Genomic DNA, 14680 nt, shown 5'->3' with positions numbered 1-14680 from the left:
TTCCCGGACCGCCACCGCGATCGAAGGGACGTACATGCCCATGGGTCACACGGCCACAGCCGAGGCAGGCTCCGGCGGCCTGACAGCGACCGAGCACCGCCTGGCCAACGGCCTGCGCGTGGTGCTCTCCGAGGACCACCTGACCCCGGTCGCGGCGGTGTGCCTCTGGTACGACGTCGGCTCCCGCCACGAGGTCAAGGGGCGTACCGGCCTGGCTCACCTTTTCGAGCACCTGATGTTCCAGGGCTCCGCCCAGGTCAAGGGCAACGGCCACTTCGAACTGGTGCAGGGCGCGGGCGGCTCCCTCAACGGCACCACCAGCTTCGAACGCACCAACTACTTCGAGACCATGCCCGCCCACCAGCTGGAACTGGCCCTCTGGCTGGAGGCCGACCGCATGGGCTCGCTGCTCGCCGCGCTGGACGACGAGTCGATGGAGAACCAGCGCGACGTCGTCAAGAACGAGCGCCGCCAGCGCTACGACAACGTGCCCTACGGCACCGCGTTCGAGAAGCTGACCGCCCTCGCCTACCCGGAGGGCCACCCGTACCACCACACGCCCATCGGGTCCATGGCGGACCTGGACGCGGCCACCCTGGAGGACGCGCGCGCGTTCTTCCGGACGTACTACGCGCCGAACAACGCCGTCCTCTCGGTCGTCGGCGACATCGACCCGCGGCAGACCCTCGCGTGGATCGAGAAGTACTTCGGCTCCATCGCCGCCCACGACGGCAAGCCGCAGCCCCGCGACGGCTCGCTGCCCGAGGTCATCGGCGAACAGCTGCGCGAGGTCGTCGAGGAGGAGGTCCCGGCCCGCGCCCTGATGGCCGCCTACCGGCTCCCGCACGACGGCACGCGCGCGTGCGACGCGGCCGACCTCGCGCTGACCGTCCTCGGCGGCGGCGAGTCCTCCCGGCTGTACAACCGGCTGGTGCGCCGCGACCGCACGGCCGTCGCCGCCGGGTTCGGCCTGCTGCGGCTGGCCGGCGCGCCCTCCCTGGGCTGGCTCGACGTGAAGACCTCCGGCGACGTCGAGGTGCCGGTCATCGAGGCCGCCATCGACGAGGAACTGGCCCGGTTCGCCGAGGAGGGCCCGACCGCCGAGGAGATGGAGCGCGCCCAGGCCCAGCTGGAGCGCGAGTGGCTGGACCGGCTCGGCACGGTCGCGGGCCGCGCCGACGAACTGTGCCGCTACGCCGTCCTGTTCGGTGACCCGCAGCTCGCCCTGACCGCCGTCCAGCGGGTCCTGGAGGTGACGCCCGAGGAGGTCCAGGAGGTCGCCAAGGCCCGCCTGCGCCCCGACAACCGCGCGGTCCTCGTCTACGAGCCGACCGCCCCCGACGCACAGGAGCAGGCACCGGACGCGGACGCCGCGGCCGGCGACGACACCGAGGAGACGGCGAAGTGAGCGAACTGGCCACCATGGAGTTCCACCCCCGTCCCCAGGCGGGCGAGGCCCGGCCGTGGGCGTTCCCGGCCCCCGAGCGCGGCACGCTGGACAACGGCCTGACGGTGCTGCGCTGCCACCGCCCCGGCCAGCAGGTCGTCGCCGTGGAGGTGCTCCTCGACGCACCCCTGGACGCCGAGCCGGCCGGCCTGGACGGCGTCGCCACGATCATGGCGCGGGCCTTCTCCGAGGGCACCGACAAGTACTCCGCCGAGGAGTTCGCCGCCGAACTGGAGCGCGCGGGCGCCACCCTGGACGCGCACGCCGACCACCCCGGCGTACGGCTCAGCCTGGAGGTCCCGGCCTCCCGGCTGGCCAAGGGGCTCGGGCTGCTGTCGGACGCCCTGCGGGCACCGGCGTTCGCCGAGTCCGAGGTCGAACGGCTGGTGCGCAACCGGCTCGACGAGATCCCGCACGAGCTGGCCAACCCCTCCCGCCGGGCCGCCAAGGAACTCTCCAAGGAGCTGTTCCCGGCCACCGCGCGCATGTCGCGCCCCCGCCAGGGCACGGAGGACACCGTCGGCGCCGTCGACGCGTCCGCCGTCCGCGCCTTCTACGACCGGCACGTGCGCCCCGCGACGGCCACCGCCGTGGTCGTCGGCGACCTCACCGGCATCGACCTCGACGAGCTGCTGGGCGAGACCCTGGGCGCCTGGACCGGTTCGCGGGCCGAGCCGCGGCCCGTGCCGCCGGTCACCGCCGACGACACCGGCCGCGTCGTGATCGTGGACCGGCCCGGCGCCGTCCAGACGCAGCTGCTCATCGGCCGGACCGGCCCCGACCGGCACGACCGGGTGTGGCCGGCCCAGGTGCTCGGCACCTACTGCCTGGGCGGCACCCTCACCTCCCGCCTGGACCGCGTCCTGCGCGAGGAGAAGGGCTACACCTACGGGGTGCGGTCGTTCGGCCAGGTGCTGCGCTCCGCGCCCGACGGCACCGGCGCGGCGATGCTCGCCATCAGCGGCTCGGTCGACACGCCGAACACCGGGCCCGCGCTGGACGACCTGTTCACCGTGCTGCGCAAGCTGGCCGCCGAGGGCCTCACCGAGGCCGAACGGGACGTCGCCGTGCAGAACCTCGTCGGTGTGGCGCCGCTCAAGTACGAGACGGCCGCCGCCGTGGCGAGCACGCTGGCCGACCAGGTCGAGCAGCACCTGCCCGACGACTACCAGGCGACGCTCTATCAGCAGCTCGCCGGGACCGGCACGGTGGAGGCCACCGCGGCGGTCGTCAGCGCCTTCCCGGTGGACCGGCTGGTGACGGTGCTCGTCGGGGACGCGGCGCAGATCAAGGAGCCCGTCGAGGCGCTCGGCATCGGCCCGGTGACCGTCGTCACCGCCGAGTAGCGCGGCCCGGCACGCGCGCGTGGGGCCCTGGTGACGGACGCGTCACCAGGGCTCTGTGATGTCCGGATTGGGGGAGTGGCTGCGCTTCTGCCCTGTGGCCTGCGCTACAAAAACCCGGATCCGTTTGGGATCGGAAAGCGGGCCCGTCTAGCGTCGGTCCGGCTGTTCGTCGGGCAGTGCGCCGCACCCGCGGCACCGGACAGTCATCGCCGAGTCCCCGTACGGCGCGAGCCAGGGGAGCCGGGGACCCACGCAGTCCCTGGGGTGAATCGGGCGCCGCGCACGCGCGCGGGGCCCGTAGGAGACCTTCCTGCTCCGAACCCGTCAGCTAACCCGGTAGGCGAGAGGGAAGGAAAGGACCAGCCACCACATGGCGTTCACGCGCGCCACCGGGAAGCACCGCCGTCCCGGCCGGGTGCAGCGCACCACCGCCCGCGCGGCGGGTGTCGCGGCCCTCACCACCACCGGCGTCATCGGCACCCTCGCCGCCTCGCCGGCCCTGGCCGCCGAGACCCCGGCCCCCGCGGACACCGGCCTCACCCCGGTCGTCAGCCTCGGCGACACCGTCGCCGAGCGGGTCGACGCCCAGGCGGCCGCCCAGCTGGAGGCGGCCCGGCACAAGCAGGCCGAGGAGGCCGCGCGCAAGCGGGCCGCCGAGCAGGCGAAGAAGGCGCGCGAGGCCAAGGAGCGGGCCGCCCGCGAGGCCGAGCGCGAGCGCCTCAACACCTTCGTGCCGCCGATCACCGGCTCGTACGTCTCCACCGGCTACAAGACCGGTGGCTCCCTGTGGTCCTCCGGCTCGCACACCGGCATCGACTTCCACGCCGCGAGCGGCACCGCGGTGCACGCGGTCGGCGTCGGCACCGTCGTGCAGACCGGCTGGGGCGGGGCGTACGGCAACCAGATCGTGATCAGGATGGCCGACGGCATGTACACCCAGTACGGGCACCTGTCGTCCATCGGTGTCTCGGTGGGCCAGCAGGTCACGCCGGGGCAGCAGATCGGCCTGTCCGGCGCCACCGGGAACGTCACCGGCCCGCACCTGCACTTCGAGGCGCGCACCACCCCCGACTACGGCTCCGACGTCGACCCGATCGCCTACCTGCGCAAGCACGGCGTGCACGTCTGACGGCGGCACCTGCGAGGGCGTGCCCGTCCGAGGGCCCGTACCGCCGAACACGTGGACGCTGATCACGCGGACATCTGAACGACACCGAAAACCCCGGCCGCCCGGCCGGGGTTTTCGGTATTCCCGGGCTCCGCGTTGACCAAAAAATAACCCCGGATTCCGTCGTGCGGTCGGAAATTCCCGCGCATTGTCATAGAGTCGCCGGAACACGCGTTCGTCGCGGAGTTCCACGGGATCAATGCGGAGGTCGGTCATGCGCGTTCCGGCGCACTCGGTGTGCACGGCGATCCGGGACGACATCGTCGCCGGCGTCCACGAGCGCGGTGCCCGGCTCGCCGAGGAGGTCCTCGCCCGGCGCTACGGCGTCTCGCGCGTGCCCGTGCGCGAGGCCCTGCGCACCCTGGAGGCCGAGGGTTTCGTCGTGACCCGCCGGCACGCCGGCGCGTGTGTCGCCGAGCCCACCGGGCAGGAGGCCGCCGACCTGCTGGAGATGCGCCTCCTGCTGGAGCCGCTGGGCGCGGCGCGGGCCGCCCAGCGGCGCACCGAGGCCCATCTGAAGGTGCTGCGCGGCCTGGTCAGGCTGGGGCGGGAGCGGGCGGACAGCGGCGGCGAGGAACTGCGGTCCCTGGCGGCCTGGTTCCACGAGACCCTGGCGCAGGCCTGCGGCAGTCCCGCGCTGACCGCCGTCCTGACCCAGCTCCGGTACAAGATCGCCTGGATGTACGGGGTGCCGGACCCGGCCGACCCGGTCGAGGCCTGGGACGAGCACGGGGCGATCGTGGACGCCGTGGCGCGCGGCGACGCCGAGCGCGCCCGGGCGCTCACCGCCCTGCACACGGAGCGGGTCACCGCCGCGCAGCGTGTGAGGGCCCCGAAACGTCCCGTCAACACTTCGGGCGTCCGGCATTAACAAGGCTGCCGTATACAAAGAGGAAATCGACCCGAAGAAGCACCGGACCGCTATTCGCGCACCATGAATTCGCGCGTTTTTCCGGCGTGCGTCCGGTCGCGTTCTCGGTATGCGCCCGATCGCGTTCCGCCGGGCGCCACGATCGCGATTTTGTGCGCGCGAACTCTTCCGGAACGCGGGAACACGCGAAAGCCGCGCCGCCCGGAAAGAAAAGGGCGACGCGGCTTTCGTGTGCGCTGCGCCGTGCGGCACCGCGGCCGGTGAGCGGCGGCCGGGCGGAGCCGTGGCCACGCCCGGCACGCGGTGCGCGGTGAGCGGTCAGACGGTCTCGGGAAGCTCCTCGAGACCCTCGGCGACCAGCTTGGCCAGCCGGTCCAGGGCGGCGTCCGCACCCTCGGCGTCGGAGGCGAGGACGATCTCCTCGCCGCCCTGCGCGCCGAGGCCGAGGACGGCCAGCATGGAGGCCGCGTTGACGGGGTTGCCGTCGGCCTTGGCGATCGTCACGGGGACCCCTGCGGCCGTGGCGGCCCGGACGAAGATGGAAGCGGGGCGGGCGTGGAGGCCCTCGGCCCAGCCGACGTTGACGCGGCGCTCAGCCATGTGATGCTGCCCTTCAGTGTTTCAGGTTGTCTAGACCAGTTTCCCATACGTGAAGCACGTCCCGGACGGCACCGCAACCGGTGTCCCGGCGGTGCCGGACCGCGGCCTCGGTCCGGCAGGTGCCCGCCCGGGCGCGTCCTCGCGCGTGGTGCTCCACAGACTGCCTCGCGCCGCTGTCGGACGCGAGCCGTACTCTGGGGCCCATGCGCACCTCGTCGGACCGGCACGAGTATCCCGCCCACTGGGAGGCGGACGTGGTGCTGCGCGACGGCGGCACCGCGCGGATCCGCCCCATCACCGCCGAGGACGCCGACCGGCTGGTCAGCTTCTACGAACAGGTGTCGGACGAGTCCAAGTACTACCGCTTCTTCGCGCCCTACCCGCGCCTGTCCGCGAAGGACGTCCACCGCTTCACGCACCACGACTTCGTGGACCGGGTGGGACTCGCGGCCACCATCGGCGGCGAGTTCATCGCCACCGTACGCTACGACCGCCTCGGCGCCGCCGGAGCGCCCGCCGCCGTGTCCGCCCCCGCCGTCTCGTCCGCCTCCGCGTCCGCCGCCTCCGCGCCCGCCGACGAGGCCGAGGTCGCCTTCCTGGTGCAGGACGCCCACCAGGGCCGCGGCGTCGCCTCCGCCCTCCTGGAGCACATCGCGGCGGTCGCCCGCGAGCGCGGCATCCGCCGTTTCGCCGCGGAGGTGCTGCCCGCCAACAACAAGATGATCAAGGTGTTCACCGACGCCGGGTACACCCAGAAGCGCAGCTTCGAGGACGGCGTCGTACGCCTGGAGTTCGACATCGAGCCGACCGGCCGCTCGCTGGCCGTGCAGCACGCGCGCGAGCAGCGCGCGGAGGCGCGCTCGGTGCGGCGGCTGCTGGTACCCGGCTCGGTCGCCGTCATCGGAACGGGCCGCGCGCCCGGGGGCGTGGGCCGCACCCTCCTCGGCCATCTGCGCGAGGCCGGTTTCACCGGCCGGCTGTACGCCGTCAACCGCGCCTTCGGCCAGGAGTGCGAGGAGATCGACGGGGTGCCCGCCCGCCGCTCGGTGCGGGAGATCGACGGGCCGGTCGACCTCGCCGTGGTCGCCGTACCGGCCGAACAGGTGCCCGATGTGGTCACCGAGTGCGGCGAGCACGGCGTGCAGGGACTCGTCGTGGTCTCCGCCGGGTACGCGGAGAGCGGCCCGGAGGGGCGCGAGCGCCAGCGCGCCCTGGTGCGCCAGGCACGCACGTACGGCATGCGGATCGTCGGGCCGAACGCCTTCGGGATCGTCAACACCTCGCCCCGGGTCCGGCTGAACGCCTCCCTCGCCCCCGAGATGCCCCGGCCCGGCCGGATCGGCATGTTCGCCCAGTCCGGCGCCATCGGGATCGCCCTGCTCTCCCGGCTGCACCGGCGCGGCGGCGGGGTGACCGGGGTGACGGGCGTGTCGACCTTCGTCTCCTCCGGCAACCGCGCGGACGTCTCCGGCAACGACGTCCTCCAGTACTGGTACGACGACCCCGACACCGACGTCGCCCTCATGTACCTGGAGTCCATCGGCAACCCGCGCAAGTTCACCCGGCTCGCCCGGCGCACGGCGGCGGTGAAGCCGCTCGTCGTCGTGCAGGGGGCCGGCTCGGCGCCCCAGGGGCACGCGGTCCGGGCGACGCGGCTGCCGCACGCCACGGTCTCCGCGCTGCTGCGGCAGGCCGGCGTGATCCGGGTGGACACCATCACGGAACTGGTCGACACCGGGCTGCTGCTGGCCCGGCAGCCGCTGCCCGCCGGGCCCCGGGTGGCGATCCTCGGCAACTCCGAGTCGCTGGGCGTGCTCACCTACGACCGCTGCCTGGCCGAGGGCCTGCGCCCGCAGCCGCCGCAGGACCTCACGACGGCCGCCTCCGCGGAGGACTTCCGGGCGGCGCTGTCCCGGGCGCTCGCCGACGAGACGAGCGACGCGGTGGTGGTGACCGCCATCCCGGCCCTGGGGGAGGGGGCGACCGAGGACGCGGCCCTGGCCGAGGCGCTGCGCTCGGCCGCCGAGGCGACCCCTGGCAAACCGGTGCTCGTGGTCCACGTCGAACTGGGCGGCCTCGCGGAGGCCCTCTCGGCCGCGGCCAGCACGGGCCCGCACCCCAACGGCACCCCGCCCCAGCCTGTTCCTCCCGCCCCCGGCCCCCCGACGGCCCCGCCCCCCGGCTCCTCCGCGGCCCCGCCCCCCGCGCCCGGCTTCCGCCCGGCACCGCTCCCCGCGCCCCCCGCCCCCGTCCCGTCGGGCGGCGGTCCGCGGCTCATCCCCGCCTACCCCGCCGCCGAGCGCGCGGTGCGGGCCCTCGCCGAGGCCGTGCGGTACGGCCAGTGGCGGCGCGAGGCGGCCGAACCCGGCAAGGTGCCCGAGTACGACGACATCGACGAGAAGGGCGCCGCCGCCCTCATCGGCGGGCTCCTCGCGCGCGGGCAGGGCCTCACCCTCGGCACCGAGGAGACCTGCGAGCTGCTCGGCCGCTACGGGATCCACGTCCGCCGGGCCGTCCCCGCGCCCACCCCGGACGCCGCCGCCGAAGCCGCCCGCGCCCTCGGCTACCCGGGCGCCCTGAAGGCCACCGCCCCGCACCTGCGCCACCGCGCCGACCTGGGCGGCGTGCGCCTCGACCTCGCCGACGAGGAACAACTGCGCCGCGCCTACGCGGAATTGACGGACCTGTTCGGCAGCCCCCAGGAAGTGCGGCCGGTGGTGCAGACGATGGCACCCCGCGGCGTCGACACCGTCGTCCGGGCCGTCATCGACCCGGCGGCCGGCGCGGTGCTCTCCTTCGGCCTCGCCGGAGCCGCCTCCCAGCTGCTCGACGACATGGCGCACCGCCTGGTCCCGGTCACCGACCCGGAGGCCACCTCCATGATCCGCTCGATCCGGACGGCCCCCCTCCTCTTCGGCTGGCGCGGCTCGGCGCCGGTCGACACGCCTGCCCTGAAGGAACTGCTGCTGCGGGTGTCCCGCCTGGTCGACGACCACCCCGAGGTCGTCGCGGTCACCCTGGAGCCGGTCGTCGTCGCCCCGCGCGGACTGAGCGTGCTCGGCGCGAGCGTGCGCCTCGCGCCCCCGCCCGTCCGCGACGACCTCGGCCCGCGCACCCTCCCGGCCTACTGACCGGATCCCCCGCACCGACGGTGCCTCGCAGTCAGTGCCTCCCCGTAGGATGGACGGCATGGCCAAGACCAGTACGACGACCCAGGGGCTGCGGGCGGCGATCGAACGCAGCGGCTACTACCCGGCTCTCGTGGCCGAGGCGGTGGAGGCCGCCGTGGGCGGCGAGCCCATCCGGTCGTACCTGGTCCACCAGGAGACCACCTTCGACCAGAACGAGGTACGGCGGCACGTCACGGTGCTCGTCCTCACCGGCAACCGCTTCATCGTCAGCCACACCGACGAGCAGGCCGCCGACAGCACCTCCCCGACGCCCTACGCCACCACGTCCACCGAGTCGGTCAAGCTCGGCCGGATCTCGTCGGTCGTGATCAGCCGGGTCGTCGCCAACCCGGAGCAGTACAAGCCGGGCACCCCGCCGCGCGAGGTGGTCCTCACCATCGGCTGGGGCGCCGTCTCCCGCATCGACCTGGAGCCCGCCGCCTGCGGCGACCCGAACTGCGAGGCCGACCACGGCTACACCGGGAGCTCGACCGCCGACGACCTCAGCCTGCGCGTCAGCGAGGCCGGGGACGGCCCGGAGACCGTGCGCCAGGCCCTCGACTTCGCCCAGGCCATCTCCGAGGCCACCGCGGACGTCACCCGCTGATGTCGGCACAGCCCACCGCCTGGGACCACCCCGAGCCCCTGGCCGTCGCCTCCGCGCCCGTCCCCGAGTACGGCTCGGGCTCGCTCGCCGACCTGCTGCCCACGCTGGCCGCAGGTATGGGCGTACCGGAGACGGCGGCCGCGATCGGCGAGCTGACCCCCACCGACCGCGCCTGCGTCTTCCTGATCGACGGACTCGGCTGGGAGCAGCTGAGGGCGCACCCCGACGAGGCGCCCTTCCTGACCTCCCTGCTGGGCAGCTCGCGCGGCGGCACCGGCCGCCCGCTCACCGCCGGCTACCCCGCCACCACCGCGACCTCCCTCGCCTCCGTCGGCACCGGCCTGCCCCCGGGCGCGCACGGCCTGCCCGGCTACACCGTGCGCGACCCGGCCACCGGCGGCCTGATGAACCAGCTGCGCTGGCAGCCGTACACCGATCCGCGCGCCTGGCAGCCGTACCCCACGGTCTTCGAGCTGGCCCACCGCGCGGGGGTGCACGCCGCACAGGTCTCCTCCCCGACCTTCCAGAACACCCCGCTGACCAAGGTCGCGCTCAGCGGCGGCACCTTCCTGGGACGGCTGACCGGCGAGGACCGCATGGACGCGGCGGCCGGGCAGCTCGCCGCCGCCGACCGCGCCCTCGTCTACACGTACTACTCCGAACTCGACGGCGCCGGCCACCGCTACGGCGTGGACTCCGACGCCTGGCGCGGCCAGCTGATGTGCGTCGACCGGCTGGTCCAGCGCCTGGCCGAGCGGCTTCCCCCGCGCAGCGCCCTCTACGTCACCGCCGACCACGGCATGGTCGACATCCCGTTCGACGAGGAGCACCGCCTCGACTTCGACGAGGACTGGGAGCTGCGGGCCGGTGTCGCCCTGCTCGGCGGCGAGGGCCGCGCCCGCCACGTCTACGCGGTGCCCGGCGCCGCGGACGACGTGCTGACCTGCTGGCGCGAGGTGCTCGGCGAGCAGTTCTGGGTGGCCTCGCGCGACGAGGCGATCGAGGCCGGCTGGTTCGGCCCGCGCATCGACGAGCGGGTGTACGCGCGGATCGGCGACGTCGTCGCGGCGGCCCGGGACGACGTCCTGCTCATCGCCTCCGAGCGGGAACCCAAGGAGTCCTCGATGGCCGGCAACCACGGCTCCATGACCCCTGCCGAGCAGTTGGTCCCGCTCCTCGAAGTACGCTCCTGAAGCCTCCGCCCGCACCCCTTCCCTCACCGACCTCGCCGAAAGGTGCCCGCCCCCTCATGCCCGAGCTGGTGTTCTTCTCCGGAACCATGGACTGCGGGAAGTCGACACTGGCTCTCCAGATCGAGCACAACCGCTCGGCGCGCGGCCTCGCCGGCATGATCTTCACCCGTGACGACCGGGCGGGCGAGGGCAAACTGTCCTCGCGGCTCGGCCTGGTCACGGACGCGGTGGAGGTCGAGGACGGCGTCGACCTGTACGCCTACCTCGTCGACCACCTCTCCCGGGGCGGCCGGGCCGACTACGTGATCGCCGACGAGGCGCAGTTCCTCGCCCCGGACCAGATCGACCAGCTCGCCCGCGTCGTCGACGACCTGGAGATCGACGTCTACGCCTTCGGCATCACGACCGACTTCCGCTCCAAGCTGTTCCCCGGCTCCCAGCGCCTGGTCGAACTGGCCGACCGCGTCGAGGTGCTCCAGGTCGAGGCCCTGTGCTGGTGCGGCGCCCGCGCCACGCACAACGCCCGCACGGTGGGCGGCGTCATGGTCGTCGAGGGCGCCCAGGTGGTCGTCGGCGACGTCAACCAGTCCGAGGACGAGGTCGGCTACGAGGTCCTGTGCCGCCGCCACCACCGCCGCCGCATGACGGCGGCCTCTGCCCGGGCGGGGGCGCTGTCACCGGACGTCCTCCCGGTGGAACCCGGCGCCCGCCGCTGACCGCGTCAGCCGCGCGGCGCCGCCCCGACGAACCCGGCCCAGGCCTCCCGCGAGACGGTGAGCACGGGCCCGGCGGCAGCTTTGGAGCCGCGGACGTGGACAGCGGCCGAGCCGGCCGCGACTTCGACGCACTGGCCGCCCTCGGTGTCGCTGTAGCTGCTCTTGGACGCTGGGACTGGCACCCGCGCCCGGACGGTCCGGGCAAGACCGTCTGGGCGGAGTGCACGATCCCCTCACGGGACTGACGGCGCGGGCGCCGCGGTCAGTGTCCGCTGTGCACCAGCGCGAACCGGGCGCCCTCGGCATCCGCGACCGCGGCCGCCCGCCCGTGGGCCGTCTCCGCGGGCGCGGCGAGGACGCGCCCGCCGAGCGCAGTCACGCGCTCCAGCGCCGTGTCCACGTCGTCCGCCTCGAAGTACGTCGTCCAGTGCGAACCCCCGTCGTGCCGCAGGGCAGGGCCGATGCCCAGGATCCCGGCGACCGGGCGGCCGTCGAGGCACAGGGTCACGTGGTCGACGGCGTCCTCTGCGGTCCCGTCGCCGGCCTCCGCCCGCCGCTCCTCGTACCCGAACAGCGTCCCGTAGAACTTGGCGACGTTCGCCGTCTCGTAGGTCCGCAGTTCGTTCCAGACGGGCGTGCCGGGCACCCCGCCGGCGTCGGGGCCGCGCTCGGGCGGCATCTGCCAGACGCCGAAGACCGCCCCCGAGGGGTCGCAGCCCAGCGCGAGCCGGCCGACCTCGCCCGCGTCGAGCGGCCCGACCCCGACCGTGCCGCCGCACAGCCGTACCGTTTCGGCCGTCAGATCGACGTCGTCGGAGGCGAGGTACGGGGTCCAGGCGACGGGCAGGTGCCGGTCCGGCGGGAGCAGGCCGATGCCCGCCACCTGCCGCCCGTCCTGCAGGGCGCGCACATAGGGACCGAGCTGGGGCGGCCCCGGTTCGAACTCCCAGCCGAACAGCTCCCCGTAGAAGGCCTGCGTCGCCGTCATGTCGTGGACCATCAGGCTCACCCAGCAGGGTGCGCCGGGCGTGTGCCGGGCGGGTGTCCGGACGTCCCGTCCGGCCGGCTCCGGTGCCTGAGTCATCGTCACTCTCTTCTCCGGCCCCTCGCGGTGGCCGCGTCGCTTCCGCTCTTCCCCGGACCCCGGTCGCCGACCGGAGGATGCCCCCTGTGCGGTGTCCTGACCGTTTCGGCGCGCTTGCCGACGGATGTCGATCGAGCGCACAGCATGTGGCCGATCCCGTACGCCTGGTGATCGGACCTGTCCGGCCGAGCAGAGTAGCGGGACCGGGACGCGACGGCCACCCCGTGCGCGAGGATGGTGACCATGAACGCCATCATCTCCGCACCCGAGCTGGCGGTGGCCCTCGCGGGTCCGAACCCGCCGGTCCTGCTCGACGTCCGCTGGCAGCTCAGTCTCGCCCGGGCCGCCGGGGAGCCGCCCTTCGACGGGCGCGCCGCCCACGCGGCCGGGCATGTCCCCGGCGCCGTCTTCGTGGATCTGGACCGTGAACTGGCCTCGGCGCCGGGCGCGCACGGCCGCCACCCGCTGCCCGCCACCGCGGAGTTCGGTGCGGCGATGCGCCGCGCCGGGGTCAGCGCCGGCCGGCCGGTCGTCGTGTACGACGGCGGGCAGGGCTGGGCGGCGGCCCGCGCCTGGTGGCTGCTGCGCTGGACCGGGCACCCGGACGTACGGGTCCTGGACGGCGGCCTGGCGGCCTGGGGCGGCCCGCTGGAGACGGCGGTCCCCGAACCGGCCGAGGGCGACTTCACGCCGGCGCCCGGCGCCCTGGAACTGCTGGACGCCGACGCCGCCGGGGAGTTGGCCCGCTCGGGTGTCCTGTTCGACGCGCGCGCGGGGGAGCGCTACCGCGGGGAGGTGGAGCCCGTCGACCGGGTCGGCGGCCACATCCCGGGCGCGGTGTCCGCCCCCACCACCGAGAACGTCGGCCCCGACGGGCGTTTCCTGCCCGCGGCCGAGCTGCGGGAGCGGTTCCGGGCGCTGGGCGCGGCCGAGGGCACGCACGTGGGCGTGTACTGCGGGTCGGGCGTCTCCGCCGCGCACGAGGTGCTGGCCCTGGCCGTGGCGGGCATCCCGGCGGCCCTGTACGTGGGTTCGTGGTCGGAGTGGTCCTCGGACCCGTCCCGGCCGGTGGCGGTGGGAGCCGACCCGCAGTAGGCGCGGGCGGGGCGCACGCCGGGAAGGGCCGCGCCGGTCGCGCGGCCCTGAGCGCCGTGAACCCCGCATGCCGGGATCCTGGCTTTCGTACGCGGGCGCCTGCTACTCCTGCTTCTTGCGGCGGGTGCCGAAGACGATCTCGTCCCAGCTCGGGACGGCGGCCCGGCGGCCGGGCCGGACACCGTCCGCCTCGGCCTGGCGGTCGGTCGCGCCGACGAGGCGGTCGCGGTGGCTGCCGACCGAGCGGGGCATGAGCACGTCCGCGTAGGCGGACCCGGCGCCGGCGGACGCCGCGGGGGCGGGCGGTTCCTCCACCGCCGCCTCCTCGTCGGGCTCGTCCACGGGCTCCGGGGTGCGCTCGGGCACCACCAGGTCGCCGCGGAAGCTCGGCACCGCCTCCAGCAGGCTGGTCAGGGAGTCGCGCTCGCCCGTGCTCTCCGCGGCCGGTTCGAGCGACTGCGCCGGCAGCGCGGGGCGGTCGCGGTCCAGGGGACGGTCCCGGTCCAGGGGACGGTCGCGGGGCAGCCGGGCGATGCGGGGCACGAACGGGAAGCTGGGCTCCGGTGCGCCGAGGTCGTCCGACTCGCCGATCAGCGCGCGCGCCTCCGCGTCGACGGCCTGCACGAGCCGCCGCGGCGGGTCGTACGTCCAGCTCGCCGAGTGCGGTTCGCCCGCGACCAGGTAGACCAGCAGGACCTCCCAGGTGCCGTCGTCGCGGCGCCAGGAGTCCCACTGCACGGTGTCCTTCTCGGCGCCGCGCAGCAGCAGCCGCTCCTGGACGGCCTCGCCGAGCAGCGGGCCGGAGTTCTCGCCGGGGCGGCGAACGGGGGTCTTGCGGGCCCGCTCGGCCATGAAGGCGCGCTCGGCCAGCACGGGGCCCTCGAAGCGGCGCACCCGGTCCACGGGGATGCCGGCCAGCTGGGCGACCTCTTCCGCGGTCGCACCTGCTCTTATCCGCGCCTGGATGTCACGGGGGCGGAGATGGCTCTCCACCTCGATCTCGATCTGGCCGAGGCGGGGACGGTCGCCGCGCACGGCGGCGCGGAGCCGTTCGTCGATGGGAAGCGTGTACTCCGTGCTGTCCGCAGCCTTCAGCACCAGCCGTGTGCCGTCATTGGAGACGGCCACGACACGCAGTTCGGGCATGGGGACCTCCCGGGTGGTGCCTGCCGACGTCACGTGCGTCGCTGCTTCCGCTAGTCGAGTGTGGCCTGCCCGGGTGCAGCCTGCCACAACCTTGCCGAGTTGCCCGGCGTGTCGGGCGCGGGCCCTGGAACGCCGTTATGGCACGGTTACCTGTTCACAACGCTCAGTGACCAACTGCGTCACCCTGTGCAACCAGCCCCCTCCCGGCGGTCCAGCAGGTCTCGGACACCCCGGCGG

Annotated in this window: 13 protein-coding genes and 1 riboswitch; of the genes, 9 read left to right on the top strand and 4 right to left on the bottom strand. The window is 74.4% G+C overall.

Annotation, left to right across the window (positions count from 1 at the left end; translation table 11 throughout):
* Positions 1-34: 34 nt before the first annotated feature.
* The 4 genes from ABZ719_RS30190 to ABZ719_RS30175 all read left to right on the top strand — a co-directional run bounded on the left by ABZ719_RS30190 (position 35) and on the right by ABZ719_RS30175 (position 4832).
* Positions 35-1408, top strand: coding sequence for a pitrilysin family protein (locus tag ABZ719_RS30190; RefSeq protein ID WP_366728326.1), 1374 nt, complete (start codon positions 35-37; stop codon positions 1406-1408).
* Positions 1405-2793 carry a pitrilysin family protein gene (locus ABZ719_RS30185; protein WP_366728325.1) on the top strand — a complete coding sequence of 463 codons (1389 nt, stop codon included), beginning with the start codon at positions 1405-1407 and terminating at the stop codon, positions 2791-2793. The genes ABZ719_RS30190 and ABZ719_RS30185 overlap by 4 nt, the downstream gene beginning before the upstream one ends.
* A 197-nt stretch (positions 2794-2990) precedes the next feature.
* Positions 2991-3151, top strand: a riboswitch (cyclic di-AMP (ydaO/yuaA leader).
* A gap of 12 nt (positions 3152-3163) precedes the next feature.
* Entirely contained in the window at positions 3164-3922 is a 759-nt protein-coding gene (locus tag ABZ719_RS30180) for a M23 family metallopeptidase (protein WP_366728324.1), read from the top strand.
* Between the two features lie 253 nt (positions 3923-4175).
* Positions 4176-4832: a GntR family transcriptional regulator gene (locus ABZ719_RS30175; RefSeq protein WP_366728323.1), complete on the top strand. Its 657-nt coding sequence runs from the start codon at positions 4176-4178 to the stop codon at positions 4830-4832.
* Positions 4833-5150: 318 nt separating this feature from the next.
* On the opposite strand, the gene ABZ719_RS30170 is transcribed toward ABZ719_RS30175, so the two are convergent.
* Positions 5151-5432 carry an HPr family phosphocarrier protein gene (locus tag ABZ719_RS30170; RefSeq protein ID WP_030021209.1) on the bottom strand — a complete coding sequence of 94 codons (282 nt, stop codon included), beginning with the start codon at positions 5430-5432 and terminating at the stop codon, positions 5151-5153.
* Positions 5433-5635: 203 nt separating this feature from the next.
* On the opposite strand from ABZ719_RS30170, the gene ABZ719_RS30165 reads away from it, so the two are divergent.
* The 4 genes from ABZ719_RS30165 to ABZ719_RS30150 are packed head-to-tail and all read left to right on the top strand — an operon-like array spanning position 5636 to position 11118.
* Positions 5636-8563, top strand: coding sequence for a GNAT family N-acetyltransferase (locus ABZ719_RS30165; protein ID WP_366728322.1), 2928 nt, complete (start codon positions 5636-5638; stop codon positions 8561-8563).
* 49 nt (positions 8564-8612) lie between these two features.
* Positions 8613-9209, top strand: a complete 597-nt coding sequence (locus tag ABZ719_RS30160) for a DUF5998 family protein (RefSeq protein ID WP_366728346.1) — start codon at positions 8613-8615, stop codon at positions 9207-9209.
* Complete coding sequence (locus tag ABZ719_RS30155; RefSeq protein WP_366728321.1) at positions 9209-10402, top strand: nucleotide pyrophosphatase/phosphodiesterase family protein; 1194 nt, start codon at positions 9209-9211, stop codon at positions 10400-10402. The genes ABZ719_RS30160 and ABZ719_RS30155 overlap by 1 nt, the downstream gene beginning before the upstream one ends.
* 56 nt (positions 10403-10458) lie before the next feature.
* Positions 10459-11118, top strand: a complete 660-nt coding sequence (locus ABZ719_RS30150; protein ID WP_366728320.1) for a thymidine kinase — start codon at positions 10459-10461, stop codon at positions 11116-11118.
* 5 nt (positions 11119-11123) lie between these two features.
* Here the strand turns inward: ABZ719_RS30150 and ABZ719_RS30145 are convergent, their stop codons facing one another.
* Positions 11124-11300: a DUF397 domain-containing protein gene (locus ABZ719_RS30145; protein WP_366728319.1), complete on the bottom strand. Its 177-nt coding sequence runs from the start codon at positions 11298-11300 to the stop codon at positions 11124-11126.
* A gap of 80 nt (positions 11301-11380) precedes the next feature.
* Positions 11381-12202: a VOC family protein gene (locus ABZ719_RS30140; protein ID WP_366728318.1), complete on the bottom strand. Its 822-nt coding sequence runs from the start codon at positions 12200-12202 to the stop codon at positions 11381-11383.
* 243 nt (positions 12203-12445) lie between these two features.
* On the opposite strand from ABZ719_RS30140, the gene ABZ719_RS30135 reads away from it, so the two are divergent.
* Positions 12446-13297, top strand: coding sequence for a sulfurtransferase (locus tag ABZ719_RS30135; RefSeq protein ID WP_366728317.1), 852 nt, complete (start codon positions 12446-12448; stop codon positions 13295-13297).
* A 102-nt stretch (positions 13298-13399) separates the two neighbouring features.
* Here the strand turns inward: ABZ719_RS30135 and sepH are convergent, their stop codons facing one another.
* A complete protein-coding gene (gene sepH, locus ABZ719_RS30130) occupies positions 13400-14443 on the bottom strand; it encodes a septation protein SepH (RefSeq protein WP_366728316.1) in 1044 nt (347 codons plus the stop codon).
* Between the last annotated feature and the right edge of the window lie 237 nt (positions 14444-14680).

The organism is Streptomyces sp. NPDC006743, assembly GCF_040703815.1.
Lineage (GTDB): Bacteria > Actinomycetota > Actinomycetes > Streptomycetales > Streptomycetaceae > Streptomyces.
The sequence above is the reverse complement of the archived record's forward strand: the minus strand, read 5'-3'. Positions and strand labels throughout refer to the sequence as shown.